This is a genomic window from Paracraurococcus lichenis (assembly GCF_030657435.1).
Lineage (GTDB): Bacteria > Pseudomonadota > Alphaproteobacteria > Acetobacterales > Acetobacteraceae > Paracraurococcus > Paracraurococcus lichenis.
In genome coordinates, this window is the sequence record NZ_JAUTWS010000065.1 from 16,124 (window position 1) to 27,942 (window position 11,819).

General features: G+C 73.5%; 15 protein-coding genes. 8 read left to right on the plus strand and 7 right to left on the minus strand.

The window, feature by feature from the left end; genetic code table 11:
- Positions 1 to 4: 4 nt before the first annotated feature.
- Together Q7A36_RS31945 and Q7A36_RS31950 are read right to left on the minus strand one after the other, a co-directional pair.
- A complete protein-coding gene (locus Q7A36_RS31945) occupies positions 5 to 718 on the minus strand; it encodes a response regulator (RefSeq protein WP_305107843.1) in 714 nt (237 codons plus the stop codon).
- A gap of 106 nt (positions 719 to 824) precedes the next feature.
- Complete coding sequence (locus Q7A36_RS31950; RefSeq protein ID WP_305107844.1) at positions 825 to 1,403, minus strand: MarR family winged helix-turn-helix transcriptional regulator; 579 nt, start codon at positions 1,401 to 1,403, stop codon at positions 825 to 827.
- 294 nt (positions 1,404 to 1,697) lie between these two features.
- Between Q7A36_RS31950 and Q7A36_RS31955 the strand changes: the two genes are divergently transcribed.
- The 4 genes from Q7A36_RS31955 to Q7A36_RS31970 all read left to right on the plus strand — a co-directional run bounded on the left by Q7A36_RS31955 (position 1,698) and on the right by Q7A36_RS31970 (position 4,090).
- Positions 1,698 to 2,774: a branched-chain amino acid aminotransferase gene (locus Q7A36_RS31955; RefSeq protein WP_305107845.1), complete on the plus strand. Its 1,077-nt coding sequence runs from the start codon at positions 1,698 to 1,700 to the stop codon at positions 2,772 to 2,774.
- A gap of 24 nt (positions 2,775 to 2,798) precedes the next feature.
- Positions 2,799 to 3,389: a LysE family translocator gene (locus Q7A36_RS31960; RefSeq protein WP_305107846.1), complete on the plus strand. Its 591-nt coding sequence runs from the start codon at positions 2,799 to 2,801 to the stop codon at positions 3,387 to 3,389.
- Between the two features lie 80 nt (positions 3,390 to 3,469).
- Positions 3,470 to 3,643, plus strand: coding sequence for a hypothetical protein (locus tag Q7A36_RS31965; RefSeq protein WP_305107847.1), 174 nt, complete (start codon positions 3,470 to 3,472; stop codon positions 3,641 to 3,643).
- Between the two features lie 48 nt (positions 3,644 to 3,691).
- Positions 3,692 to 4,090, plus strand: coding sequence for a carboxymuconolactone decarboxylase family protein (locus Q7A36_RS31970; protein ID WP_305107848.1), 399 nt, complete (start codon positions 3,692 to 3,694; stop codon positions 4,088 to 4,090).
- Here Q7A36_RS31970 and Q7A36_RS31975 read toward each other — a convergent pair whose 3' ends face one another.
- From Q7A36_RS31975 to dapA, 5 genes are all read right to left on the minus strand, one after another.
- A complete protein-coding gene (locus Q7A36_RS31975) occupies positions 4,091 to 4,843 on the minus strand; it encodes a sulfite exporter TauE/SafE family protein (RefSeq protein ID WP_305107849.1) in 753 nt (250 codons plus the stop codon).
- A 55-nt stretch (positions 4,844 to 4,898) separates the two neighbouring features.
- Complete coding sequence (locus tag Q7A36_RS31980; RefSeq protein ID WP_305107850.1) at positions 4,899 to 5,411, minus strand: glutathione peroxidase; 513 nt, start codon at positions 5,409 to 5,411, stop codon at positions 4,899 to 4,901.
- Between the two features lie 100 nt (positions 5,412 to 5,511).
- Entirely contained in the window at positions 5,512 to 6,210 is a 699-nt protein-coding gene (locus tag Q7A36_RS31985) for a sulfite oxidase-like oxidoreductase (RefSeq protein ID WP_305107851.1), read from the minus strand.
- Between the two features lie 84 nt (positions 6,211 to 6,294).
- Positions 6,295 to 6,780, minus strand: a complete 486-nt coding sequence (gene smpB / locus Q7A36_RS31990) for an SsrA-binding protein SmpB (RefSeq protein ID WP_305107852.1) — start codon at positions 6,778 to 6,780, stop codon at positions 6,295 to 6,297.
- Between the two features lie 63 nt (positions 6,781 to 6,843).
- Positions 6,844 to 7,722: a 4-hydroxy-tetrahydrodipicolinate synthase gene (dapA, locus tag Q7A36_RS31995; RefSeq protein ID WP_305107853.1), complete on the minus strand. Its 879-nt coding sequence runs from the start codon at positions 7,720 to 7,722 to the stop codon at positions 6,844 to 6,846.
- A gap of 212 nt (positions 7,723 to 7,934) precedes the next feature.
- On the opposite strand from dapA, the gene Q7A36_RS32000 reads away from it, so the two are divergent.
- The 4 genes from Q7A36_RS32000 to Q7A36_RS32015 are packed head-to-tail and all read left to right on the plus strand — an operon-like array spanning position 7,935 to position 11,744.
- Complete coding sequence (locus Q7A36_RS32000) at positions 7,935 to 9,938, plus strand: lytic transglycosylase domain-containing protein (RefSeq protein ID WP_305107854.1); 2,004 nt, start codon at positions 7,935 to 7,937, stop codon at positions 9,936 to 9,938.
- Positions 9,935 to 10,783 (plus strand): alpha/beta fold hydrolase, encoded by an 849-nt coding sequence (locus Q7A36_RS32005; RefSeq protein ID WP_305107855.1) that lies wholly within the window; start codon positions 9,935 to 9,937, stop codon positions 10,781 to 10,783. The genes Q7A36_RS32000 and Q7A36_RS32005 overlap by 4 nt, the downstream gene beginning before the upstream one ends.
- Positions 10,780 to 11,244: a phosphatidylglycerophosphatase A family protein gene (locus tag Q7A36_RS32010; RefSeq protein WP_305107856.1), complete on the plus strand. Its 465-nt coding sequence runs from the start codon at positions 10,780 to 10,782 to the stop codon at positions 11,242 to 11,244. Before Q7A36_RS32005 ends, Q7A36_RS32010 begins: the two co-directional genes overlap by 4 nt.
- Before the next feature lie 14 nt (positions 11,245 to 11,258).
- Positions 11,259 to 11,744 carry a CinA family protein gene (locus tag Q7A36_RS32015; RefSeq protein WP_305107857.1) on the plus strand — a complete coding sequence of 162 codons (486 nt, stop codon included), beginning with the start codon at positions 11,259 to 11,261 and terminating at the stop codon, positions 11,742 to 11,744.
- The last annotated feature ends 75 nt before the right edge of the window (positions 11,745 to 11,819 follow it).

Below are 11,819 nucleotides of genomic sequence, written 5' to 3' on the forward strand. Positions count from 1 at the left end.
CGCGTCACGGCCCCGGCCGCAGCACATAGCCGCGATGGCGGACCGTGTGCAGGAAGCGCGGCTCGCGCGGGTCGGGCTCGATCTTGCGGCGCAGGCGGGTGACCTGCACGTCCACGGCGCGCTCGCCGGCCTCGGGCGTGCCGAGCGCCGCGGCGATCTCCTCGCGGCTCAGCACCTCCCCGGCGCGGCGGGCGAGCGTGGCGAGGAGCGCCGCCTCCCCGCCCGTCAGGCGGATGGTGCCCTCCGGGCCGCGCAGCTCCGACCGCTCCGCATCGAACCAGCGGGCGCCGAGCTGGACGGGCGCCTGCGGCAGCAGGTTGGGCGCCGGCGGCGCGGCGCGGCGGAGGATGGTGCGGATGCGGAGCGCGAGCTCCCGCGGGTCGAAGGGCTTCGCCAGATAGTCGTCGGCCCCCATCTCGAAGCCGGCGACGCGGTCGTCGGGGCCGCCGCGGGCGGTCAGCATCAGCACCGGCACGTCGTTCCCCTCGCGCCGCAGCGACTCGACCAGCTCGAGGCCGCTCTCGCCCGGCATCATCACGTCCAGCACCAGCAGGTCGAAGGCCATGGCGGCGAGCGCGCCGCGCGCGGCGGCGGCATCCGCGGCACTGGTCACGCGGAAGCCCTGCTCGGCCAGGAAGCGCTGCAGCAGGGCGCGCAGCCTGGCATCGTCGTCCACGACCAGCAGATGGGCATTCTCGGCGGCAAAGTCGGCCGGCATGGGCAGCGTCGTCCCCCAAGGGTGCGCGCCGCTGGGCCCCACCGCCCGGGCGCGCCGACCCGCATCATAGGCTGGCACAGGTGGCGATCCCACGGCGAGGGCGGCGTCACCCCGTGCGGGCAAGGGATGCGGCCGAGGGCCGGGCCGGGGAGGCCTGCTCCAGCCGCTCGAGCTGCGCCCGCGCCTCCGGCCCCATCAACCCGCGCATGACGCGGCGGAAGCCCTCCACCGCGATCGGCCCGGCCTCCCGATAGGCCCGCATCACCCATTCGCGCTGGCGCTCGAAGAGCCGCCGCTCCAGCGCCTCCCCCTTCGGCGTCAGCGAGAGCAGGCGCTGGCGGCGGTCGTTGCGGCCGATCTGCTGCACGACATAGGCCTGCTCCACCAGCGGCGTCAGGACCCGGGCCAGCGACTGCTTGGTGATGCCGAGGATGCCGAGCAGCTCCCCCACCGTGATCCCCGGCCGGCGGCCGACGAAGTGCAGCACGCGGTGATGCGCCCGACCCATGCCGAGCTCGGCCAGGATCTCATCCGGGCCGGCGGTGAAATCGCGGTAGCCGAAGAAGAGCAGGTCCTGGGCGAGGCGCAACTCCTCCTCCCGCAGGAAGAGCAGGTTGCGCCCGGCGCCCACGGGGGCGCCGACCTGGGTATCCGCGGCGAGCTTCGGATCGGCCTGTTCCGGCATGGCTGGCATGCTGCCCTGTCGGGCCTCCTGTTTGGTCAGCAAGATTGACACATTTTTCCGATCAGGTCTAGTTTGGCCCGTACCGAGCAAGGATATTGCGGAGAACATGGCCATGGCGATGGTTCCTTACGGCACCTGGCCCGCGCAGGGTGTCCCGGGCGGCGCGGTACGCCGCATCCCCGGCGCCGCGGCAGGGCGCTGACCGCCGGCATCGCCCGGGACTCGCATCCACTCGCGCGGCGCCCCATGAAGCTCCCCCGGGGGCGCCCAAGGACACCCAGAAGGACACGCAGCATGGCCGACTTCCCCATCACCCGGACCAGCCAGCCCAAGCCGAAGCCCGCCGACGATACGCTCGCCTTCGGCAAGGTGCTGACCGACCACATGTTCCTCATGGACTATACCGAGGGCGAGGGCTGGCACTCCCCGCGGATCGTGCCCTATGGCCCGCTCAGCCTCGACCCCGCGACCTCCGTGCTGCACTACGGCCAGGCGATCTTCGACGGGCTGAAGGCCTTCCGCGGCCCGGACGGGCAGGTCCGGCTGTTCCGCGCCGACCGGCATGCCGAGCGCCTCAACCGCTCCGCCCGGATCATGTGCATGCCGGAACTGCCGGTGGACCTCATCCGGCAGAGCTTCGATGCGCTCGTCGGCCTCGAGCATGACTGGGTGCCGCGGAAGGCGGGCACCTCGCTCTACCTGCGCCCGACCATCATCGCCACCGACGTGTACCTGGGCGTGCATCCGGCGCACAGCTACCTCTACTTCCTCATCCTCTCGCCGGTCGGCAGCTACTACAAGGAGGGCGTGAAGCCGGTGCGGATCCTCGCCTCCGACAGCCATGTGCGGGCGGTGAAGGGCGGCACGGGCGAGGCGAAGACAGCGGCCAACTATGCCGCGAGCCTCGCCGGCCAGCAGGATGCGGCGCGCGCCGGCTATACCCAGGTGCTCTACCTCGACGCCGTGGAGCACAAGTACCTCGACGAGGTGGGCACGATGAACATCATGCTCCGCATCGGCGACGAGGTGATCACCCCGCCGCTCGCCGGCACCATCCTCGACGGCGTGACCCGCGCCTCGGCCATCGAGCTCATGCGCGACTGGGGCCTCAAGGTCACGGAGCGGCCGGTCTCCATCGACGAGGTGATGGCGGCCGGGCGCAACGGCACGCTGCGGGAGATGTGGGGCACGGGCACCGCGGCAGTGGTCTCGCCGGTCGGCACCCTCGGCTACAAGGGCGAGGATCTGGTCATCAACGGCGGCGAGACCGGCGCGCTGACGCAGCGGCTCTACGACACCATCACCGGCATCCAGTACGGGCGGAGCAACGACCCGCATGGCTGGACCAGCCTCGTCCGGCCGGCGGTATAGGACGGGCAAAGGGGGCGGCGTGCCATGGAGGGCGCCGCCTGGCTCGCCTCGGCCGCCGGCTTCGCGCTGGCCATGTCCGCGACGCCGGGGCCGAACAATGCCATCGCCGCGGCGACGGCCGCGAATTTCGGCATCCGCCGCAGCGTCCCGATGATGGCGGGCGTCGCCATCGGCTTTCCGGTGATGCTGCTGCTCGTCGCCTTCGGCGCGTCCGGACTGCTGCACGCGGTGCCGGCGGTGATGACGGCGCTGCGCTGGCTGGGCGCGGCCTGGATGCTGTGGCTGGCCTGGGGCATCGCCACCGCGGCGCCGCCCGGGCCGGGCACGGCGCCGGGGCGGCCGATGACCCTGCTGCAGGCGGCGCTGTTCCAGTGGGTCAACCCCAAGGCCTGGATCATCGCCGTCGGTGCCATCGCCACCTACAACGCCGATGCGGCGGGGGCGCTGGTGCTGGCCATGATGTTCGCGGTGGCCGCCTTCGGCTCGCTGCTGGCCTGGGCGGCGCTCGGCGCCGGCACGGCGCGGCTGCTGCGGCGGCCCGCGGCGCTGCGCTGGTTCAACCGCGGGATGGCGGCGCTGCTGGTTCTGTCCCTGCTGCCCGTCCTGGCGGGGTAGCCGGGGCGGCCGGGCAGGCCCCTTCCCCGCCGGTCCGCGCCGGGCGCAGGCTGCCGGCAGACAACACATGGGAGGGACGGATGCGGCACGGGATGCTGGCGGCAGCGCTGCTCGGCGGCTGGGTGGCGCAGGCCGCGGCGGAGGAGCGCTTCCCGCAACTCACGCCCGGGCAGATGACCCCGGAGCAGAAGCGCGTGGCGGAGGCGATCATGAGCGGCCCGCGCGGCCGCCTCTCCGGCCCCTTCAATGCCTAACTGCGCAGCCCCGAGGTCGGCGACCGCCCGCAGCGCGTCGGCGAGGAGTTGCAGTTCCGCAGTTCCATCCCCGCGGCGCTGAACGAGTTCGCCATCCTGATTACGGCGCGCGAGTGGTCGTCGCAATACGAGTGGTACGCCCACCATCCGCTGGCCCTGAAGGCCGGCCTGCCGGAGGGGGTGGCGGCCGACCTCGCCCAGGGCCGCCGTCCCGAGGGGATGAGCGAGGACCAGCGCATCGTCTATGACTTCTGCACCGAGCTGCACCGCAACCGCGCCGTCTCGGACGCCAGCTTCGAGGCCGCGAAGCGCCGCTTCGGCGAGCGCGGCGTCGTCGACCTGATCGCGGTCAGCGGCTACTACGTGACGGTGTCGATGACGCTGAACACGGCGCAGGTCGGCCTGCCCGAAGGTGTCTCACCGCCGCTGCCCGACCTGCGGAAATAGTCAGGCGAAGGCGCGGACTGCGAGCCACAGCCCGACCAAGCCGAGCGCGACCTGGATGACGTCGCGGAAGCGCGTCTCCGGCATGGCCCGCCGCACCCGCGTGCCGAGGGCCATGCCGAGGAAGGCCGGCGCGACGCCGACGAGCGAGGCGAGGCCGAGATCGGGCGGCAGCAGCCCATGCCCAGCCATGCCGAGCGCGAGCGCGAGCGTGGCCAGCAGCGCACCCAGGCCGAAGCCCTGGACGAAATGCTGCGGCGGCAGCCGCATCGCCGCGAGATAGGGCGCGGCCGGGAAGAGGAAGCTGCCGGTCATGCCGGTGAGCAGGCCGGCGGTGCCGCCGATGGCCGGCGACAGCCAGCGCTCACGGCCAGGCGTCGGGGTGGGCAGCGCCAGGCCGAGGAGCGCGAGCGCGGCCGAGGCGACCAGCAGCAGGCCGAGCAGCCCGGAGAGGAGATGCGCATCGGAACGCGCCAGGACGCCGGCGCCGGCCAGGGTCCCGGCGACCGCGGCAGCGAGGAAGGGCCAGAGCCGCCGCAGCACCGGCCACAGCGCCGGCCCGACCAGGGACTGCCAGACATTGGTCAGCAGCGTCGGCACCAGCATCAGTGCCATGGCTTCGGGCAGGGGGCGCGTCAGCGCGAGCAGGCCGAGCGTCACGGTCGGCAGGCCGAAACCCGCGACGCCCTTGACGAAGCCGGCCACGGTGAAGGCGCCGAGGACGAAGGCGGATTCGGCGAAGTCGAAGCTGGTCATGTGGGCCGCAGGCTAGCCCGCCCGGCGCCGCGACGATACGCTCCCGGGCGAAGCGTCAGGCCGCCGGCGCCGGGGCAGCCAGCGCGGCCTCGATCGCCTGGACCAGGTCGCGCGCCTCCGGCCCGGTCTGGGTGGCGAAGCCGCGCACCGCGCGGCCGTCCCGCGCCACCAGGTATTTGTGGAAATTCCAGCGCGGCGGGCCGCCGTCGCGCTCGGCGAGGAAGGCGTAGAGCGGCACGGCCTGCGGCCCGCGGATGCGCGAGACCGTGGTCATCGGGAATTCGATGTTGTAGTTGGCTTCGCAGAAATCCTTGATCTTCTTGTTGTCCGAGGATTCCTGGTTGAAGTCCTGCGAGGGCACGCCGAGAACCACCAGGCCGCGCGGGGCATAGGTCTCGTGCAGCTTCTGCAGCCCGGCGTATTGCGGCGTGTAGCCGCAGAAGCTCGCGGTGTTCACGACAAGCACGGGACGGCCGCGGAACTGCGAGAGAGGGAGCGGCCCGCCCTCGATCGCCTCCATGGTGAAATCCCAGATCGCGCCGTCCGCCGCCATCGCACCGCCTGCCATCAGGAGGCCTCCCGCCGCGACCAGCGCACGCCGCGTGAGCGCGCTGGACCGACACGCTTCAGGCGCCTGCGCCATGCAGCGCCCCAGCCATCGCATCGCGTCAGCCATAGCGCTCCTCCAGCCAGGGATCGCCGTTGTTGTGATAGCCGCGGACCTCCCAGAAGCCGGGCCGATCCTCGCGCAGCAGCTCGATCCGGGTGACCCATTTCGGGCTCTTCCAGAAATAGAGGCGCGGGAGGACGACGCGCACCGGGCCGCCATGCTGCCGGGTCAGCGGCTTGCCTTCCCAGCTATGGGCCAGCAGCACCTCGTCGCGGGTGAACTCGGCCAGCGGGACATTGGTGGTGTAGCCGTCATAGGAGGTGAAGGCGACAAAGCGCGCCTCCTCCTTCGGCCGGGCCAACTCGACCAGGTGCTTCGCCAGCACGCCCTGCCAGTGGTTGTCGTAGCGGCTCCATTGCGTGACGCAGTGGATGTCGTTGACCAGCTCCGCCTGCGGCAGGGCCATGAACTCGTCGAGGGTCAGGCGGACCGGCGCCTGGACCAGCCCCTCGACCCGCAGCCGCCAGCGGTCCGGCGCGACATCCGGCTGCACGCCGAGGTCGAGCACCGGCCAGTCCTTCACCAGAGTCTGGCCGGGGGGCAGGCGCTCGCGGGTGGCGGTGCCGCCGAGGGGGTAGGACTCGCCGGTCAGCAGCCGCCCCTCGCGGGCCCAGGCCTGCTTGGTCTCGACCAGCTTCTCCCGGACCTTGCCGGTCACGGGCACGTCATCGTCTGTCCTGTCGTCCTCGGGGGCCATCGCGCTCTCCTGCCATTGCAGACATGCCAGCCGCGCCGGCGGATGCAAGGGGGTCGGAGCAGGCCGGAGCCCGGGACGCGCGGCTCAGCCCTTCGCGCGCATCAGCCGCGCCTTGTCGCGTGCCCAGTCCCGCGCCGCGATGGCCGCCCGCTTGTCGTGCTTCTTCCGACCCTCGGCGAGGCCGAGCAGGACCTTGGCCCGGCCGCGGTCGTTGAAGTGGATCTGCAGCGGGACGAGGGTCGTGCCCTCCCGCGTGATGCTGCCGATCAGCTCGCGCACCTGCTTCCTGTGCAGCAGCAGCTTGCGCGGCCGGCGCGGCTCGAACTTCGCCACCACGCTGCCCGCCTGCCATTCCGGGATGGTGCAGTTGAACAGCCACATCTCGCCGTCGCGCTCGCCGGCCCAGGCCTCGGCGAGCGTCGCGCGACCGGCGCGGAGCGACTTCACCTCCGGCCCCACCAGGGCAAGGCCGGCCTCGATCGTCTCGCCGATCGTGTAGTCGTGCCGCGCCTTGCGGTTCTGCGCGGCAACGCCGTGGGAGATGAGGGTCTTCTTTTTCTTCTCTGCCATGAGATTACCCGGCGGGCCGATCCACGCTCCGCGGCCCCCTGGCCGCTCCGCGATCGGGCCGCATCAGTTCAGGAGGCCGACGGACACCATGGCCTCGCGCACCTTCTGCTTCGTCGCCGGCATCGCCGGCGCCAGCGGCAGGCGGCAATGCTCGCTGGTCTTGCCGAGCAGGCTCGCCGCATACTTCACCGGGCCGGGCGAGGTCTCGGCAAACAGCGCATCGTGCAGCGGCACCAGCCGGTCCTGGATCGCCATCGCCTCGGCCAGCCGTCCCTCCCGCCAGGCCCGGTGCATCTCGGCGCAGAGGCGCGGCGCGACATTGGCGGTGACGCTGATGCAGCCCACCCCGCCCGCGGCGTTGAAGGCCAGCGCCGTATGGTCCTCGCCACTCAGTTGGATGAAGTCCTCGCCGCAGGCGCGCTTGGTGTGCAGCGGCCGCGTCAGGTTCGCCGTCGCGTCCTTCACGCCGACGATGTTCCGGTGCCTCGCCAGGCGCGCCATGGTCTCGACCGACATGTCGATGACGCTGCGCGGCGGGATGTTGTAGATGAAGATCGGCAGGTCCACCGCATCCGCGATCGCCGTGAAGTGCAGGAACATCCCCTCCTGCGTCGGCTTGTTGTAGTAGGGCGTCACCACCAGGCAGGCATCGGCGCCCGCCTTCCTGGCATGCCGCGTGAAGTCGATCGCCTCGGCCGTGCTGTTGCTGCCGGTGCCGGCGATGACCGGCACGCGGCCCTTCGCCGTCTCGACGCAGAGCTCGACGACGCGCTTGTGCTCCGCGTGGCTCAGCGTCGGGCTCTCGCCGGTGGTGCCGACCGGGATCAGCCCCTCCGTGCCCTCGCTGATCTGCCACTCGACCAGTTCGGAGAAGGCCTTCTCGTCCACGGACCCGTCGCTGCGCATCGGCGTGATCAGCGCGACCATCGATCCCTTGAACATCTGGCTTTCCTCCGGAGGGAGCTGTCGGCGCCCGTTGCGGCCGGGCGGATGGGGCCGGGCGCGCGGCGCGGCCGGGTCGCAGAACCTAGTCACCGGGCCGGGCGGCGGCAAGGGCGGCGCTGGGCCACCATCCCGCACGGGTCACACACTGGCACCGGAATTGCCGTAAAAAGCGACATTGTAAGCCCGCCGCCGAGAGCGAGAGAGCCGATATGCTGCCCGTGACCATGCGCCGACGCGCCCTCCTCGCCCTCTCCGCCGCGCTCGCCGCGCCGCCGGCCCGCGCCCAGCCCGCCGTTGCGGGTGCCGAGGCGATGCGCGCGGCCGGCCGGCAGGCCGTGGCGCTCGCCAATGCCCAGCGCTGGGCGGAGGCCGAGGCGGCGGCGCAGGCCGCCGACCCGCTGATCCGGACCTATGTCGCCTGGCTGCGTCTGCAGCAGCGCGGCGGGGCCTCCGGCGCGGCCGAGGTGGTGGGCTTCGCCCTCGGCAATCCTGACTGGCCGGGGCAGGAGACGCTCGGGCGACGCGCCGAGGAATTGCTGGCCAGCGACGCCGACGACGTCCTTGCCGCGCAGTGGTTCGCTGCCCGCGCGCCGCGCACCCTGGACGGCTACCAGCGCCTCGCCGATGCCCTGGCGCGCGCCGGCAAGGGCGCGGAGGCGACGGAGGTGCTGCGCGCCGGCTGGGCGGAGGCGCCGGCCGATGCCGGCCTGGAAGCGGCCTTCCTCGCCCGAAATGCCGGCATCCTCGCCCCGGCGCACCATGCGCGGCGCTTCGATCGCCTGGCCCTCGCCCGCGACGGCGCCGGCGCGGCCCGGGTGCTGCCCTATCTGGAAGGCCCGGCGCAGGTCGCGGGCGCGGCCCGCCTCGCCTATGCCGCCGACCGCCCGGATGCCGACTCCCCCGGCCTCGCCGCCCTCGCGCCGGCCGATCCCGCCCTGACGCTCGAGCGCGCCCGCTGGCTCCGCCGCCGCGACCGGGACCAGGAGGCCGCGGCGGCCTTCGCCGCCGGGGAGCGCATGACCCCCCTGCCCGCCCCCGACGCCGCCCGCGCCGCCTGGCCGGAGCGGCAGGTGCTGGCCCGCAAGCTGCTCCGCCTCGGCGACCCGCGCGCGGCCTATGCCGTCTGTGCGCATCACGGCATCGCCGCGCCCGGGGAGCCGCGGCAGGAGGCCGAGTTCCTGGCCGGCTTCATCGCCCTGCGGATCCTGCGCGACGCCCCGGCGGCCGAGCGGCACTTCGCCCGGCTGGGCGAGGAGAGCCGCAGCGTCATCACCCGCGCCCGCAGCCATTACTGGCAGGGCCGCGCCGCTGAGGCGCAGGGCGCCGGCGATCGCGCCACGAAGCACTATCGCGCGGCGGCGGAATTCCCCCTCGCCTTCTACGGCCAGCTTGCCGCCGTCGCGCTGGGGGAGGATGGCGCGGCGCTCGCCGCCCGCATCGCCGGCACGCCGGCGCCGCACCCGAGCGCCGCACAGCAGAAGGCCTTCGAGGCGCGCGAGCCCGCCCGCCTCGTCCTCGCGCTCGCCGATATCGGCGAGGCCCGCCGCGCCCGCCCCTTCCTGCTGCGCCTGGAGGAATTGGGCGCCGATCCGGCGGAGAAGCTGCTGGCCGTGCGCCTCGCCCGGCGCATCGGCCGGCCGGACCACGCCGTCTGGGTGGCCCGCCGCGCCGGGGCCAGCGGGCTGATGGCGGTGCAGGAGGGCTGGCCCCTCGCCTATCCCGCCCCGGCCGATGCGCCGGAGCCGGCCCTCGTCCTCGGCATCAGCCGGCAGGAGAGCAATTTCGACCCGGAGGCCGTCTCCTCGGCCAATGCCCGGGGGCTGATGCAGCTCCTCCCCTCCACGGCGGCGTCAGTGGCCAAGCGGCTCGGGCTGCGGCATCAGGTCGGCATGCTGACCACCGACACGGCGCACAACATGCGGCTCGGCGCCGCCTATCTGGACGAGCTGCTGGCCCGCTTCGGCGGCACGCTGCCCTTCGCCATCGCCGGCTACAATGCCGGGCCGAACCGCGTGGACGAATGGCTCGGCACCTATGGCGACCCGCGCGGCGGCGGCCTCTCCATGCTCGACTGGATGGAGCAGGTCCCCTTCGCCGAGACCCGCAACTACGTCCAGCGCGTCCTCGAGAACATGGCGATCTACCGCGCGCTCGACGCCCGCTCGGCCGCGCTCGAGCACCCGATGACGCAGTGGCTGCGGGCGGCGGGATGACGCCGCCGCGGCAGCGCCGGATCAGCGCGCGGGACGGGCTGCGCCTCTCCGCCATGGACTGGGACGGACCGCGGGAGGCGGTGCCGCTGCTCTGCCTCTCCGGCATCGCGCGCTCCTCGCTCGACTTCCACGGCGTCGCGGAGCGCTTCTGCGGCACGCGCCGGGTGGTGGCGCTGGACTATGCCGGGCATGGCGAGAGCGAGCGGGCGGCGGACCCGCGGCGCTACGGGCCGGAGCGCGCCATCGCCGACGTGCTGGACGCGATGGCGGCGCTCGGCCTGCACCGGGTGGCGCTGCTCGGGACCAGCTTCGGCGGCATCCTCGGCATGGCGCTCGGCACGCTGCGGCCGGGCGTGCTGGCGGGCCTGGCGCTGAACGACACCGGGCCGCGGCTGCAATCGCCCGGGCTCGACGGCATCCGCGACCTGATCGGCCGCGACCCGGCCTTCGGCAGCCTCGCCGAGGCGGTGGCCTTCCTGCGCCCGCGCCTGCCGCCGCTCGGCATCGCCGAGGACGGGTGGGAGGAGGTGGCGGACCGCACCTTCGCGCGCGGCGCCGACGGCCGCTGGCATCCGCGCTGGGACATCCGCATCGCCGACATCCTGCCGAGGCCGGGCGACGCGGCGCCCGATCTCTGGCGCTTCTTCCACGCTCTGCCGCCGATGCCCTCCCTGCTCATCCGGGGCGAGGCGAGCGCGGTGCTGTCGGAAGCGACGGCGTGCGAGATGCAGGCGGCGCGGCCCTCCATGGCGCTCTGCGCCCTGCCCGGCATCGGCCATGCGCCGCGGTTGCAGGAGCCGGCCTCGATCGCCGCCATCGATGCCTGGCTGGCGGCGATCGGGTGAGCCCCGCGCTGCGGTCGGCTTGGCTCGTGGCCACGCTCGGCGGCGTCGGGCGGCTGCGGCCGGCGCCCGGCACCTGGGGCTCGGCCGTGGTGCTGCCGGCGGCGCTGCTCGGGCCGCTCGCCTGCCTCCTGCTGGCGGTACCCCTGACGCTGATCGGCTGGTGGGCGACGCGGATCATGCTCGGCGAGGACACCGATGCCGACCCGTCCTGGGTGGTGGTGGACGAAGGCGCGGGGCAATTGCTCGCGCTCGCCGCGCTGCCGGCGGGTACGGGGGCACGCGGCGTGATCCTGGCCTTCCTGCTCTTCCGGCTCTTCGATATCACCAAGCCCGGCCCGGTCGGCTGGGCGGACCGGCAGCACGGCGCGCGCGGCGTGATGCTGGACGACCTGGTCGCGGGCGCGCTGGCCGCGGCGCTGATCCTGGCGCTGCGGGCGGTGCTGCCCGATGGGACATTCTGATCGGGGATGCTGCGATGCTGCCTGAGGAGACGCTGGCCGAGGCGAAGGCGCTGCTCGCGCTGCTGGAGGCGCGGGGCATGAGCCTCGCCACGGCCGAGAGCTGCACCGGCGGACTGATCGCCGCGGCGCTGACCGCCATCCCGGGGAGCTCGGCGGTGGTGACGCATGGCTTCGTCACCTATTCGAATGCGGCGAAGCGCGACGTCCTCGGCATCCCCATGGGCATCATCGAGGGCCATGGCGCGGTCAGCGACGCGGTGGCGCGGCGCATGGCGGAGGGGGCGCTGGCCCGAAGCGGCGCCGATCTGGCGGTGAGTTGCACGGGCATCGCGGGCCCGGGCGGCGCGACGCCGGGCAAGCCGGTGGGCCTGGTGCATCTCGGCCTCGCCGTCGCCGGCGAGACGCGGGCGGTGCGGCGCGTCTTCCCGGGCGACCGCACGGCGGTGCGGGCGGCGACCGTCGCCGAGGCCTTCGCGCTGGTGCGCGGCATCCTCGGCTGACGGTGCCGGCAGCCCGCCCGCGGCGGGCGGGAGGCGCTGCGGTCATCGGTCCGCCTCGGTCGGGTAGGAATAGGT